This is a genomic window from Thioclava nitratireducens, assembly GCF_001940525.2.
In the GTDB taxonomy this organism is placed as follows: Bacteria; Pseudomonadota; Alphaproteobacteria; order Rhodobacterales; family Rhodobacteraceae; genus Thioclava; species Thioclava nitratireducens.
In genome coordinates, this window is record NZ_CP019437.1 from 147,647 (window position 1) to 160,948 (window position 13,302).

The following is a 13,302-nucleotide window of genomic DNA, read 5'->3' on the forward strand; positions in this document are numbered from 1 at the left end:
CTTTCCCGATATCCTGAAAATTCAAGGAGCCCAGAAAATGGCCCCCAAGGTTCTCGTCTCCGACAAGCTCTCGGAAACCGCCGTCCAGATCTTCCGTGACCGTGGCATCGAGGTCGATTTCGAACCCTCGCTCGGCAAGGACAAGGAAAAGCTCGCCGAGGTGATCGGCAAGTATGACGGTCTCGCCATCCGCTCGGCCACCAAGGTCACGGCGAAACTGCTGGAAAGCGCGACCAACCTGAAAGTCGTCGGCCGCGCCGGTATCGGCACCGACAATGTCGACAAGGAAGCGGCTAGCAAGAAAGGCGTGATCGTGATGAACACGCCCTTCGGCAACATGATCACCACCGCCGAGCACGCCATCGCCATGATGTTTGCCGTTGCGCGCCAGATCCCCGAAGCCGATGCCTCGACGCAGGCCGGCAAGTGGGAAAAGTCGAAATTCATGGGGGTCGAGCTGACCGCCAAGACGCTCGGCGTGATCGGTGCGGGCAATATCGGCGGCATCGTCTGCGACCGCGCGCGCGGCCTGAAGATGAAGGTCGTGGCCTATGATCCCTTCCTGAGCGAAGAGAAGGCGGCCAATATGGGCGTCGAGAAAGTCGAGCTGGACGAACTGCTGCGTCGCGCCGACTTCATCACTCTGCACGTGCCGCTTACGGATTCGACCCGCAACATCCTCTCGAAGGAAAACCTGCAGAAAACCAAGCCCGGTGTGCGCATCATCAACTGTGCGCGTGGCGGCCTGGTCGACGAGCAGGCGCTGGCCGATCTGATCAAGTCGGGCCATGTCGCAGGCGCGGCCTTCGACGTCTTCGCCGAGGAACCGGCGACCGATAACGTCCTCTTCGGCCTGCCGAACGTGGTCTGCACGCCGCACCTCGGCGCCTCGACCACCGAAGCGCAGGAGAACGTGGCCCTGCAGGTGGCAGAGCAGATGTCTAACTACCTGCTGGACGGCGCCGTCGAGAACGCGCTCAACATGCCCTCGATGACCGCTGAAGAAGCGAAAGTCATGGGCCCCTGGGTGAAACTCGCGCAGCACCTCGGCGGCTTCATCGGCCAGATGACCGAGGACGCGATCAAGGCGATCAACATCACCTTCGACGGTGTGGCGTCCGAGATGAACCTCAAGGCGCTCGACGCGGCTGTCGTTTCGGGCATCCTCAAGGCCAGCCAGCCGGACGTGAACATGGTCTCCGCCCCGGTCATCGCGAAAGAGCGCGGCATCCAGATCTCGACCACCTCGCAGGACCAGACCGGTATCTTCGAGGGCTACATCAAGGTCACCGTCGTCTCGGAAAGCAAGGAACGCTCGATCGCGGGTACCGTGTTCTCGGATGGCAAGCCGCGCTTCATCCAGATCAAGGGCATCAACATCGACGCCGAAGTGGGCGAGCACATGCTCTACACCACCAACGACGACGTGCCCGGCATCATCGGCAAGCTCGGCACGATCCTCGGCGAGAAGGGCGTGAACCTCGCGAACTTCACCTTGGGTCGTTCCAAGCAGGGCGGCGAAGCGATCGCCATCGCCTATGTCGACGAGGCGGTCAGCGCGGACGTTGTCGAGGCGCTGAAAACCTCGGGCGGCTTCAAGCAGGTCAAGCCGCTGGAATTCGTCCTCGGCTGACTTAGCTGAACGGTTGAAACCGGGCCCTCCGCCGTGCGCGGGGGGCCTTTGCATTGGAAGGGGCACTCATGCGGACCTACGCGATCGGCGACATTCACGGGCATCTCGACAAGCTGCGCGGGGCGCATGACCTGATTGCGGCGGATCGCGACGCCTATGGCGAGACGGAGGCCCCGATCGTGCATGTCGGCGATCTGGTGGATCGCGGACCGGACTCGGCGGGTGTGATCGACTACCTGATGAAAGGTCAGCAGAGCGGCGAGAACTGGATCGTGTTGCGCGGCAATCACGACCGGATGTTCCTGGGCTTCCTCGACGATCCCTATACCGAAGACCCGATCCTCAGCGCAGAGGTCTCCTATCTCAATCCGCGTGTGGGCGGCGAGGCGACACTGGAGAGCTACGGCATCCCCGACGCGTTCTCGCGCCCACTCGACGAGGTCACATCGGAGCTTTCCGCCATCCCGCAGTCCCATCGCGACTGGCTCGCGCGCCAGCCCGCCTATTTCCCCCGCGGCGAGGCGATCTTCGTTCACGCAGGCATCCGCCCCGGCGTGGCGATGGAGGATCAGGTGGAGGATGACCTGCTATGGATTCGCAAACCCTTCCTGACCGATCCGCGCGACCACGGGGCGCTGATCGTGCATGGGCATACAAATATCAAGGCGGCCACCCATTACGGCAACCGCCTCAATCTCGATTCCGGCGCGGGCTATGGCCACCCGCTCTCGACCGTGGTGATCGAAGGAAGCGACGCGTGGCTGCTGACCCCCGAGGGCCGGGCCGAACTGCCACGCGGCTAACGCTTACCGCGGATCGAAATAGTCGAGCGGGATTTTCAGGTAAGACCGACCATCCCCCTCGGCCTCGGGCTTGCGCCCGCCGCGGATATTCACCTGCAAAGCGGCCAGCATCAGCTTGGGCAGCGGCAGGGTCGCATCGCGTTCTTCACGCGTCTTGATGTACTCCTCGCGGCTGATGCCGTCCTTGACGTGCTTGTTGTGCTTGCGGTGATCGGCCACGGTCGCGCCGGTCTGCGGCTCCCTGTCCGCGCCCGGATAGTCGTGCCCGATGAACAGCCGCGTCTCGGCGGGCAGATCGAGAATCGCCCGGATCGAATCCCACAGCTCGGCCGCAGAGCCACCCGGAAAATCCGCCCGACTCGTGCCGCTTTCGGGCTGCATCAGCGTATCATGCACGAAGGCCGCATCGCCCACGACATAGGTGATCGAGGCCAGCGTATGCCCGGTCGAGAGCATCACCTTCACATCGAGATTGCCGATCCTGAACGTCTCGCCCTCGGCGAACAGGTGATCCCATTGCCGCCCGTCCTGCGACAGCTCGGGCGTGTTGTAGATCTCTGCCCAGAGGCTTTGCACCGTCCGCACGCGCTCGCCGATGCCGCGCTTGGCGCCCAGTTTCTCGGCCAGCCAGACGGCGGAGGAGAAGTGGTCGGCATGGGGATGCGTATCGAGCACCCACTCCACGTCGATCCCCTCGGCCTTGACGTAATCGAGGATTTTCTCGGCATTGCCCAGCGTCGTAGCGCCCGCCTGCGGGTCGTAATCCCAGACCGGATCGACCACCGCCCCCTTCATCGTATCGGGGTCGTGAAAGACGTATTGCCAGCTTCCGGTGGGACGATCCCAGAACCCTTTGACGATCGGGTTGGCAGTCATGTCGGCCTCCTAGTCATATTCGATTTCTAGAATGTGTTCCCTATGTCACGAGTTTCAACCCGGTGCCCTTGGCAAATGACGTCTCGTCATAACCATGCGGGCGCGCTGGCGCGGGGTCAGCCCATTCGCTACCCTCGCGCCGACCCAAACATTGGAGGCTACCCATGACCGGTATCGTCATTCTCTCCGGCACCCGCACGCCCATCGGCACGTTCGGCGGCACGCTGTCCGGCTTCGCGCCGATCGACCTCGCCACCCATGTCTCGAAAGAGGCGGTCTCGCGGGCGGGCGTGTCGGCGGACAAGATCGGTCAGGTGGTCTTCGGCCATATCATCAACACCGAACCGCGCGACATGTATCTCAGCCGGGTGGCGGCGGTGAATGCCGGCGTCCCGGTCGGCACGCCCGCGATGAACGTGAACCGCCTTTGCGGCTCCGGCGTGCAGGCGGTCGTGTCCGCCGCGCAGATGCTGATGCTGGGCGATGCCGATTTCGCGCTGGCAGGCGGTGCCGAGGTGATGAGCAAATCGCCCTATATCCTGCCCGCCGCCCGCTTCGGTCAGAAGATGGGCGACGCGAAGATGCTCGACATGATGACCGGCGCGCTGTCGTGCCCCTTCGGCACCGGCCATATGGGCGTGACGGCCGAGAACGTGGCCGCCGAGTGTTCGATCTCGCGCGAAGAGCAGGACGCCTTCGCGATGGAAAGCCAGGAGCGTGCGGCAAAAGCGATCTCCGAGGGCCATTTCAAGGAAGAGATCGCCCCCGTCGAGGTCACCACGCGCAAGGGCACGACCGTCTTCGACACCGACGAGCACCCGAAACAGACGAGCCTCGAGAAACTCGCCTCGCTCAAGCCGGTCTTCCAGAAGGACGGCTCGGTCACCGCGGGCAACGCCTCGGGCATCAATGACGGTGCGGCGGCACTGGTTCTGGCCCGCGAAGAGGCCGCGAAAGAGGCGGGTCTGACCCCGCGCGCCAAGATCACCGGCTACGCCATCGCGGGCGTCCGCCCCGAGGTGATGGGCCTCGGCCCGATCCCCGCCGTGCGCGCGCTGCTGGAAAAGACCGGCATGCAGGCCTCCGAGTTCGACTGGATCGAAAGCAACGAAGCCTTTGCCTCGCAGGCGCTGGCCGTCTCGCGCGAGCTGGGTCTGGATGCGTCGAAGGTAAACCCCGATGGCGGCGCGATTGCGCTCGGCCACCCGGTCGGCGCCACCGGCGCGATCCTGATCGTGAAGGCGCTGCACGCGCTGGAGCGCACCGGCGGCAAGCACGGCCTCGTCACCATGTGCATCGGCGGCGGGCAAGGCATCGCGCTCTCGATCGAACGTCTCTGAGGCCCGGTCTTTGAGGGTCAAGCGGGCGGGCAATCCATAGCAATTTAAGGATTTTCCCGCCCGCCCATCATCGCGGTTAACCCGCCTTTCACGCAGCACTGCAACTCTGCCTCCCGGACCACACGGGGGGGCTTTGCCGCGTCCATGCACAAGGCGATCGCAGAGAAACTGGCACGGGAACGCCGCGGGCGACTCGCGGCGGAAAAGCTGTTGGAGCAGAAGCGCCAGGAATTGTTCGCCGCCAACCAGAAGCTGGCCCAGCACGCAAGGATGCTCTCAGATCAAGTTGTGGAGCAGCGCGAAGGTCTTGCCCGTGCTCTTAGCGAACGCGAAACCCTGCTGGGCGAGAACAGCCGCGTGCGCAACGATCTCGAACGGGCCAATTCGCTCGCCCAGATCGCGCAGGCGCGGCTGTGGCACGCGGTCAATTCGATCTCGGACGGCTTCGCCGTCTTCGACAGCGATCTGCGCCTCGTCGCCGCCAACCATTTGTTCCTCTCCTTCTTCGAAGGCGAAATCGCGATCGGCGTCGGCGTCGCCTATGACGAAGTGATGCGGATCGCGGCAGAGCGCGGTGTCTTCGACCTGCAGGGGCGCGATCCGCACGATTGGCATTTCGAGATGTGCGAACGCATCCGTCGCACCGAGATCCCCCCGATGGCGCTGCGCACGCAGGATGGCCGCTGGTTCCGGCTCAACGACACATGGGGCGCGCAGGGCGATCTCGTCACCTTCGCGCAGGACATCACCGGCGCCGTCGCGCGCGAAGCGGAGTTGCGCGATGCCCGCGACCGGGCGGAGGCGGCGAACCGCGCGAAATCCGCCTTCCTCGCCAATATGAGCCACGAGATCCGCACGCCGATGAATGGCGTCGTCGGGATGGCGGACCTGCTGGTCGAGACCGATCTGTCCGAAGAGCAGCGCTTGTTCGCCGAGACCATCCGCTCCTCCGGCGAAGCGCTTCTGACCATCATCAACGACGTGCTCGATTACTCGAAGATCGAGGCGGAGCGGATGCGGCTTTACCCCGAACCCTTCGATCTGGAACGCTGCCTGCACGAGGTCACGGTGCTCTTGCAGCCCTCTGCCAAGGACCGCGATCTGAAACTTCTGGTGGATTACGACCTGTTCCTGCCCACCCGGTTCGAGGCCGATCCCGGACGGATGCGCCAGATCCTGACCAACCTTCTGGGCAATGCGGTGAAATTCACAAAAGCCGGTCACGTCCTCGCCCGCGTCGTGGGGGTCGAACGCGAGGCCGGTCACTACGAGCTGCACATCACCGTCGAAGACACCGGCATCGGCATCGCGCCCGAGCTGCTCGATCACGTCTTCGGCGAGTTCAACCAGGTCGAGGCCGAGAGTAATCGCAAGTTCGAAGGCACCGGGCTTGGTCTTGCGATCACCCGCCAACTGGTGGAGTTGATGGGTGGCGAGGTCTGGGTGGACAGCGCGCTTGGCGAAGGCTCGTGTTTCGGCCTCAAACTGGTGCTGCCCCGCGCCGAACCGGTCGAGCCGATCGACGCCCCCTCCCCGCCGATCACGCTGCACGCGGCGCTGGTGGTCGACGATCTTCTGGTCAATCGCGTCATTCTGGAGCGGCAATTGCAGACCTACGGGCTGGAGGTGACGCTTTGTCGCTCGGGCGAGGAGGCGTTGCAGGTGATCGAGGATGGCAGCGCCTTCGACGTGATCCTGACCGATCATCGGATGCCCGCACTTGATGGGGTGGCGCTGGCGCAGAGGCTTCGGGCGGATGGCGGCGACGTGCCGATCCTGCTGCTCAGCTCCGACCCGGAGGCTGCGAAGGCCGCGATGGACGAGGGTGTCACCGGCTGTCTGCAAAAACCGGTGCTGCGCTCGGAACTGTTCCGCGCATTGCAGGACCTGTCGCGGGCCGCCGAAGCGACACCTGATCCGCCGCCTCCCAGCCCGCCGCCAGACCTGACCGAGCGGCGTGCGATGCGGATCCTCGCCGCCGAGGATAACCGCACCAATCAGTTGGTCTTTTCCAAGATGGTGAAGGATCTCGATATCGATCTGCGCTTCGCCAATAACGGACATGAGGCCGTCGCCCTGTGGCGCAGCTTCCAGCCCGATCTGATCTTCATGGACATTTCGATGCCCGGCATGGACGGGCGCGAGGCGGCGCGCGAAATCCGGGCGTTGGAAGGCGCGGCACATGTGCCGATCTGCGCGCTCACCGCCCATGCGATGGAGGGTGATAGCGAAGGCATCCTCGCCGCCGGGATCGATCACTACCTGACCAAGCCTTTGAAGAAACGAGAGATTACCGAACGCATCCAGTCGGATCGCCCCGCAGATGCACGCCCACCCGCGGTCGACCAACCCGCCTAGCGGTAGTCGGCCAGGACCGCCAGGAACGCCTCTGCAAAGCGGTCGAGCTTCGCCTCGGGCAGGTTGGAAATCCGGGCGAGGTCATCGCGCGAGCGCGGCTTCGTCTCTGCGATCTTGCGGATCGTCGAGGCCGAGCAGGAGAGCGGGCGATCATAGCCATCCGCGCCGCGTTCGAGATTTCGCTGCGCATCGGCCAACCGGTCGTAAATTTCCCCCTCGGTCGAACCTGCGAGCTTGCGGCGCAGCGGGTGCATCTCTTCCACCGCGCCGGCGATCACCTCCAGAAACTCCGCGCCATAGCTTTCCAGCTTCTTGGCACCGACACCGCTGATCCCCGCCATTTCGTCGAGCGTTCCGGGGCGTTTCTCGGCCATCTCGATCAGGGTGCGGTCGGTGAAGACGACATAGGCGGGCACCCCCTGCGCCTCGGCCAGCGCGCGGCGCTTCGCCTTCAGTGCCGAGAGAAGCGGCGCGTCGTCGTCGCTCACCAGCGTCCGGACCACGTGTTTGGTCTTCGCCTTCGCCACCAGATCGCGGCGCAGCGTGATCGACTGCTCGCCGCGCAGGATCGGATGAGCAGTCTCGGTCATCACCAGCGCGCCGTGCCGCGCGGCGTCGGGACGGATCAGGTCATGCCCCATCATCTGCCGGAATACCGCCTGCCATTGCGCCCGGCTCAGATCGCGCCCGACCCCATAGGTCGGCAGCTTGTCGTGGCCCCATTGCTTTATCTTGTCGGTCTGCGAGCCCAGCAGAATCTCGATCAGATGCCCCGCGCCGAACCGTTCCTCCGAGCGCAGCGCGGCGGACAGCGCCTTGCGCACGGCCTCGGTCCCGTCGAACACCTCGGGCGGCGTATCGCATAGGTCGCAATGCCCGCAGGGCGCGGCCTCTTCGCCGAAATAGCGCAGCAGCTTCACCCGGCGGCATTCGGTCGCCTCGGCCAGACCCAGCAGCGCATTCAGCCGCCCGTGATCGGCCTCCTTGCGCTCGGGCGGGGCGAGCCCTTCGTCGATCTGGGACCGGCGCAGCTTGATGTCGTCGGGCCCATACAGTGTCAGCGTCTCGGCGGCGGCACCGTCGCGACCCGCGCGACCGATCTCCTGATAGTAAGCCTCGATGCTCTTGGGCAGATCGGCATGGGCGACCCAGCGGATATCGGGCTTGTCGACGCCCATCCCGAAGGCGACCGTCGCGACCACGATCAACCCGTCTTCCTGCTGAAAGCGGGTCTCCACAGCGCGGCGGTCATCGGCCTCCATCCCGCCGTGATAGTGACAGGCGAGATGCCCGGCCTCGCTCAGCGCCTTGGCCAAAGCCTCGGTTTTCGCCCGCGTGCCGCAATAAACGATGCCGGATTGCCCTTTTCGCGCGGCCGCGAAGCGCAAAATCTGTTGACGTGGCTGATCCTTGGGCGAAAAGGCCAGATGGATATTCGGTCGGTCGAAGCCGCGCAGGAAGCTCTCGGGGGGCTGCCCGTCGAACAGGCGCGTGACGATCTCGGTCCGGGTTTCTTCGTCGGCGGTCGCGGTGAAGGCCGCAAGCGGTACGCCAAGGCTGCGGCGCAGCTCGCCGATGCGCAGGTAGTCGGGGCGGAAATCATGGCCCCATTGGCTGACGCAATGCGCCTCGTCCACCGCGATCAGACTGACGCCTGCGCGCTTCAGCAGGTGCTGCGCCCCGCCAGAGGCCAGACGTTCGGGCGCCATGTAGAGAAGCTTCAGCCGTCCTTCGTCGATCGCGGTGAAGACCTCTTCGGTCTCCTCCTCGGTATTGCCCGAGGTCAGCGCGCCCGCCTCGACGCCGGCCTGTTTCAACGCGCGCACCTGATCGCGCATCAGCGCGATCAGCGGCGAGATCACCACCGTCACGCCCTCGCGCGCCAGCGCAGGCAATTGATAACACAGGGATTTTCCGCCGCCCGTCGGCATGATCGCCAGCACGTTCCGGCCCTCGATCACCGCGCGCACGATCTCTTCCTGACCGGGTCGGAAGGCGTCGAACCCCCAGACCCGCGCCAGTAGCTCTGCGGGGGCTTCGGCTGCCGCAGCCGCAGGCATCAGAAGCTGTTGCCGTAGAAGAAGGCCGCGTTGTTGAACAGCGCCTGACGGATGATGATCAGGATGATGAAGGCCACCAGCGGCGCCAGATCGAGCCCGCCCGTGTCGGGCAGGAAGCGACGGATGCGCCCGTAGATCGGCTCCAGCAGGTTATTCAGGCCGAACCAGATTTGCGCCACCAAGGGTTGGCGCAGGTTCAGCACCTGAAAATTGATAAGCCAGCTCATGATGATATGGGCGATCATGACGAACCAGATGACGTTCAGGATCAGCACCAGGGCCTGAAAGAGCGTGACCATCGAAACCTCCGCTTTGGATCGCAAAGACAGGTAAGCGAGGCGCCGCGGCATTGCAACCGCAGGCTCACGCGCATTTTCCGTAACGTCTCTCTTGACCGTCCCGCGGCGTCGCAGCACCAGTGACCGCATGTACCCCGTTATCCGTATGGCCAAAGAGATCGTGAAGTTCCGCAACGCCCCGGCGCTGCCGATCACGGGTACCCATGTCAGCCAGCATATCTGCTGGCCGTGGGACATCGACCTCTGGATGGAGCTGAACAACGGGCGCACGCTGACGCTCTACGATCTCGGGCGAATTCCGCTTGCGATCCGCACAGGGCTCTGGGGCGCACTGAAGCGCAACAAATGGGGCATCGTGGTCGCCGGGAACACCACGCGCTATCGCCGCCGGGTGCAGGCCTTCCAGAAATTCGAGATGCGCTCGCGCTGTCTTGGCTGGGACGATCGCTGGATCTGGCTCGAGCATGCGATGTTCACCGAAAGCGGCGAATGCACCTCGCATGTGCTTATCCGTGGTGCCGTGACCTCGAAGAAGGGCATGATCCCACCGGCGCAGGTTCTGGCCGAGATGGGGCAGGACGCGACCTCGCCGCCGCTGCCCGAATTCGTGACCGCCTGGGCGGAGGCAGACCTCAAGCGTCCCTGGCCGCCGCAGATGTGACACTGCCGTGCCCGCGGCATGCCCCGACCGTCGAACCCCTTGCCAGACCGTCCCTTTTCGGGCTTGATCGCCGCAATTGCTGGCGCGGCGGGGAGAGGGCGACATGATCACGGCGAAGAAACGCATCTGGGGCTGGTGGTTCTTCGACTGGGCGAGCCAACCCTATAACACGCTGCTGATCACCTTCATCTTCGCGCCCTTCGTGAAAGACCTGATGGGCTCGGGCACCGCGGCGCAGACCGTCTGGGGTTATGGCGTGGGCATCGCGGGGATCATCATCGCGCTCGGCTCTCCCTTCCTCGGCGCGATTGCCGACCGATCGGGGCGGCGGATGCCGTTCATCTGGGTCTTCTCGGTAATGTACGTTCTGGGCGCGTGGGGGCTATGGTACGCGGTGCCGGGCGATTTCAAGCTGATGGCGATCATGATCAGCTTCGCCATCGGCATGATCGGCATGGAATTCGCGACCACCTTCACCAATGCGATTCTGCCCGATCTGGGTCCCCGCGAAGAAATCGGGCGCATCTCCGGCTCGGGCTGGGCGTTCGGCTATATCGGCGGAATGATCACGCTGTTCATCATGCTTTTGCTGCTGCAGGCGAGCCCGACGACAGGGAAAACCATGCTCGGGATCGAGCCGCTGTTCGGCCTCGACGTCGCCACGCGCGAGGACACCCGCGCGGTCGGGCCGCTCACCGCGATCTGGTACGCGGTATTCATGATCCCCTTCTTCCTCTGGGTGCGCGAGCCGCGCAAAGCCGACGCGCTGCCCATCGGCACGGCTCTGCGCGGCGCATGGCCGGAACTGCGCGCGACGCTCCGCGCGCTGCCACATCGGCGCTCGCTGACCTCGTTCCTGCTCAGCTCGATGTTCTATCGCGATGCGCTCAACGGCATCTACACCTTCGGCGGGCTCTACGCGGCGGGCGTGCTGAACTGGTCGATCACCCTGATCGGCATCTTCGGCATCCTCGGCACGATCACCGGCGCGACTTTCGCGTGGCTCGGCGGCAAGGCGGACGACCGCTGGGGGCCGCGCACGGTCATCATCACGACGCTCGTGATCCTCACGCTCGTGGTGCTCGGCATCGTGATGATCTCGCGCGAAAGCGTCTTCGGCATGGCCGTCACCCCCGACAGCAAACTGCCCGACATCGCCTTCATGGTACTTGGCGGCATGATCGGGGCGTGCGGCGGCGCGCTGCAATCGGCCTCGCGCACGATGATGGTGCGTCAGGCCGACCCGGAAAAGATCACCGAGCATTTCGGCCTTTACGCGCTGTCCGGCAAGGCCACGGCCTTCATCGCGCCGCTTGCAATCGGGATCACGACGCAGATAAGCGGAAATCAGTCGACCGGCATCACGCCGATCATCGTTCTTTTGCTTTTGGGCCTGGTCCTGCTAGGCTTCGTGAGAAGCCACGGAGACCCTGCGCCCGAAGGACCCCCCTCACCATGATCGCGAAATTACTCGCCGCCGCTCTTTCTTTCAGCCTGACTGCCGCCCCCGGATTCTCCGAACCGCTCGCCCGCCAGCTTTTTGGCGCGGAAGCGGTAGCCTCGGCGCAGGCGCCCTCTGCCATCGGCTTCTATTCGCGCGGCTGCGCCGCCGGGCTGCAACGGATGCCCGAGAGCGGGCCGACATGGCAGGCGATGCGCCTGTCGCGCAATCGCAACTGGGGCCAGCCTGCAATGCTGACCTATCTGCAGGATCTGTCGCGCTACGCCGCGACCCTGCCGGGGTGGAACGGGCTCTATATCGGTGACATTTCCCAGCCGCGCGGCGGCCCGATGACCGGCGGCCATGCCAGCCACCAGATCGGGCTGGATGCCGACATCTGGATGCTGCCGGCCACGAACCTCAATCTCAGCCGCGCCCAACGGGAGAAGATCTCCTCGATCTCGGTGCGCACCGCCGACCAGCGCCATATCAACGGCAACTGGACGCCGCAGCATCTCGAGCTGATGCGCCATGCCGCCGCCGATCCGCGGGTCGACCGCATCTTCGTCGCCGCTGCAGTGAAAATCGCGATGTGCAACACGGTGCCGCGCAACGACCGCGCTTGGCTGCAGAAAATCCGTCCGATGTATGGCCACAACACCCATTTCCATGTCCGCCTGAAATGCCCGCCCGGTGCGCGCTATTGCCAGACGCAGAAGCCGACCGTGGCGCAGCTGTCGAAGGGAGGCGACGGCTGTGACGAGACGCTGAACTGGTGGGTGACGGATTACCTCAACCCGCCGAAAACCGCAGCGAAGCCCAAGCCGAAAGGGCCGCCGAAAAAGAACGCCAAGACCTACGTCATGTCGGACCTGCCGAGCCAATGCCGCGCCGTTCTGTCTTCGCGCTGATCGCGGGGGCGGGGCTGGCGGTTCTCGCGGGGCTCGCGCCGGCCGGACCGGAACCGCGCGCCCGCTTCCTGCAAAGCTATCACTGGACGATGCCGGGCGTGAGCGTCTTCGGCGGCTTCTCGGGGCTCGAGCTGGGCCCCGACGGGCGCAACTTCATCACCCAATCCGACCGCACGACGATCTGGCGCGGGCGGCTGGACCGGGACGCGCAGGGCCGGATCAGCGACGTCGAAATCACCAACGGGCCGAACTGGCTTCACAGTTCCAAGGGCCGCGTGCTCAACCGCCATCAGGGCGACAGCGAAGGCTTGGCCCTGGCGCCCGACGGCTCGGTCTACATCTCCTTCGAAGGGCTGGCGCGGGTGTCGCATTTCCCGACCGACGGCGGTCCGGCCGAGCTACTGCCGCGCCCGGATGCCTTCGCGAAGATGCAGAACAACTCCTCGCTCGAGGCGCTGGCGATCGACGATCAGGGCACGCTCTACACGATGCCCGAACGCTCGGGCGCGAAGGACAGACCCTACCCGGTCTGGCGCTATCGCGATGGCAAATGGGATCAGCCCTTCGCCATCCCGCGCTCCGATAACTGGCTGCCGGTCGGTGCGGATTTCGGGCCCGATGGCCGCTTTTATCTGCTGGAGCGCGACTTCTGGGGCCTTCTGGGCTTCCGCTCGCGCGTGCAGGTCTTCGACATCAACGGCGATTCGATCTCGGGGGGCGAGGTTCTGCTGGAAACCGGCGCGGGACGACACGACAATCTCGAGGGCCTGTCGGTCTGGCGCGACGACGAGGGTGCGATCCGCCTGACGATGATCTCCGACGACAATTTCCGGTTCCTACAGCGCACCGAAATCGTCGAATACGTCCTGCCCAACACCCGCCGCACCGCCAAGAAGGATTGACGCGCGCGTCGTGACGGC

General features: G+C 64.8%; 11 protein-coding genes. 8 read left to right on the forward strand and 3 right to left on the reverse strand.

What is annotated here, in order from left to right; all coding sequences use genetic code 11:
• Positions 1 to 37 precede the first annotated feature (37 nt).
• On the forward strand, positions 38 to 1,633 hold the full coding sequence (gene serA, locus BMG03_RS00730) for a phosphoglycerate dehydrogenase (protein ID WP_075775352.1): 1,596 nt from the start codon (positions 38 to 40) through the stop codon (positions 1,631 to 1,633).
• Between the two features lie 68 nt (positions 1,634 to 1,701).
• Complete coding sequence (locus BMG03_RS00735; protein ID WP_075775351.1) at positions 1,702 to 2,436, forward strand: metallophosphoesterase family protein; 735 nt, start codon at positions 1,702 to 1,704, stop codon at positions 2,434 to 2,436.
• A 3-nt stretch (positions 2,437 to 2,439) separates the two neighbouring features.
• Here BMG03_RS00735 and BMG03_RS00740 read toward each other — a convergent pair whose 3' ends face one another.
• A complete protein-coding gene (locus BMG03_RS00740) occupies positions 2,440 to 3,312 on the reverse strand; it encodes an MBL fold metallo-hydrolase (RefSeq protein ID WP_075775350.1) in 873 nt (290 codons plus the stop codon).
• Between the two features lie 164 nt (positions 3,313 to 3,476).
• Between BMG03_RS00740 and BMG03_RS00745 the strand changes: the two genes are divergently transcribed.
• Together BMG03_RS00745 and BMG03_RS00750 are read left to right on the forward strand one after the other, a co-directional pair.
• Positions 3,477 to 4,652, forward strand: coding sequence for an acetyl-CoA C-acyltransferase family protein (locus tag BMG03_RS00745; RefSeq protein WP_075775349.1), 1,176 nt, complete (start codon positions 3,477 to 3,479; stop codon positions 4,650 to 4,652).
• 144 nt (positions 4,653 to 4,796) lie between these two features.
• Positions 4,797 to 7,010 carry a response regulator gene (locus tag BMG03_RS00750; RefSeq protein WP_075775348.1) on the forward strand — a complete coding sequence of 738 codons (2,214 nt, stop codon included), beginning with the start codon at positions 4,797 to 4,799 and terminating at the stop codon, positions 7,008 to 7,010.
• Here the strand turns inward: BMG03_RS00750 and recQ are convergent.
• Together recQ and BMG03_RS00760 are read right to left on the reverse strand one after the other, a co-directional pair.
• On the reverse strand, positions 7,007 to 9,070 hold the full coding sequence (recQ, locus tag BMG03_RS00755; RefSeq protein ID WP_075775347.1) for a DNA helicase RecQ: 2,064 nt from the start codon (positions 9,068 to 9,070) through the stop codon (positions 7,007 to 7,009). The genes BMG03_RS00750 and recQ overlap by 4 nt on opposite strands.
• The gene (locus BMG03_RS00760) at positions 9,070 to 9,369 is read right to left on the reverse strand and encodes a YggT family protein (protein WP_075775346.1); all 300 of its coding nucleotides are present in this window, start codon (positions 9,367 to 9,369) and stop codon (positions 9,070 to 9,072) included. The genes recQ and BMG03_RS00760 overlap by 1 nt, the downstream gene beginning before the upstream one ends.
• Before the next feature lie 127 nt (positions 9,370 to 9,496).
• Between BMG03_RS00760 and BMG03_RS00765 the strand changes: the two genes are divergently transcribed.
• The 4 genes from BMG03_RS00765 (at position 9,497) to BMG03_RS00780 (ending at position 13,284) form a co-directional block, all read left to right on the forward strand.
• On the forward strand, positions 9,497 to 10,030 hold the full coding sequence (locus BMG03_RS00765; RefSeq protein ID WP_075775345.1) for an acyl-CoA thioesterase: 534 nt from the start codon (positions 9,497 to 9,499) through the stop codon (positions 10,028 to 10,030).
• Between the two features lie 103 nt (positions 10,031 to 10,133).
• Positions 10,134 to 11,489: an MFS transporter gene (locus tag BMG03_RS00770; RefSeq protein ID WP_075775344.1), complete on the forward strand. Its 1,356-nt coding sequence runs from the start codon at positions 10,134 to 10,136 to the stop codon at positions 11,487 to 11,489.
• Positions 11,486 to 12,382: a penicillin-insensitive murein endopeptidase gene (gene mepA, locus BMG03_RS00775; protein WP_075775343.1), complete on the forward strand. Its 897-nt coding sequence runs from the start codon at positions 11,486 to 11,488 to the stop codon at positions 12,380 to 12,382. The genes BMG03_RS00770 and mepA overlap by 4 nt, the downstream gene beginning before the upstream one ends.
• Complete coding sequence (locus BMG03_RS00780) at positions 12,355 to 13,284, forward strand: esterase-like activity of phytase family protein (RefSeq protein WP_075775342.1); 930 nt, start codon at positions 12,355 to 12,357, stop codon at positions 13,282 to 13,284. The genes mepA and BMG03_RS00780 overlap by 28 nt, the downstream gene beginning before the upstream one ends.
• The last annotated feature ends 18 nt before the right edge of the window (positions 13,285 to 13,302 follow it).

Excerpts from the sequence above, each read along its gene's own strand:
- BMG03_RS00780 (WP_075775342.1), top strand. The coding sequence starts at position 12,355 with ATGCCGCGCCGTTCTGTCTTCGCGCTGATCGCGGGGGCGGGGCTGGCG.
- recQ (WP_075775347.1), bottom strand. The coding sequence starts at position 9,070 with ATGCCTGCGGCTGCGGCAGCCGAAGCCCCCGCAGAGCTACTGGCGCGG.
- BMG03_RS00770 (WP_075775344.1), top strand. The coding sequence starts at position 10,134 with ATGATCACGGCGAAGAAACGCATCTGGGGCTGGTGGTTCTTCGACTGG.
- BMG03_RS00750 (WP_075775348.1), top strand. The coding sequence starts at position 4,797 with ATGCACAAGGCGATCGCAGAGAAACTGGCACGGGAACGCCGCGGGCGA.
- serA (WP_075775352.1), top strand. The coding sequence starts at position 38 with ATGGCCCCCAAGGTTCTCGTCTCCGACAAGCTCTCGGAAACCGCCGTC.
- BMG03_RS00740 (WP_075775350.1), bottom strand. The coding sequence starts at position 3,312 with ATGACTGCCAACCCGATCGTCAAAGGGTTCTGGGATCGTCCCACCGGA.
- BMG03_RS00735 (WP_075775351.1), top strand. The coding sequence starts at position 1,702 with ATGCGGACCTACGCGATCGGCGACATTCACGGGCATCTCGACAAGCTG.
- BMG03_RS00765 (WP_075775345.1), top strand. The coding sequence starts at position 9,497 with ATGTACCCCGTTATCCGTATGGCCAAAGAGATCGTGAAGTTCCGCAAC.
- BMG03_RS00760 (WP_075775346.1), bottom strand. The coding sequence starts at position 9,369 with ATGGTCACGCTCTTTCAGGCCCTGGTGCTGATCCTGAACGTCATCTGG.
- BMG03_RS00745 (WP_075775349.1), top strand. The coding sequence starts at position 3,477 with ATGACCGGTATCGTCATTCTCTCCGGCACCCGCACGCCCATCGGCACG.
- mepA (WP_075775343.1), top strand. The coding sequence starts at position 11,486 with ATGATCGCGAAATTACTCGCCGCCGCTCTTTCTTTCAGCCTGACTGCC.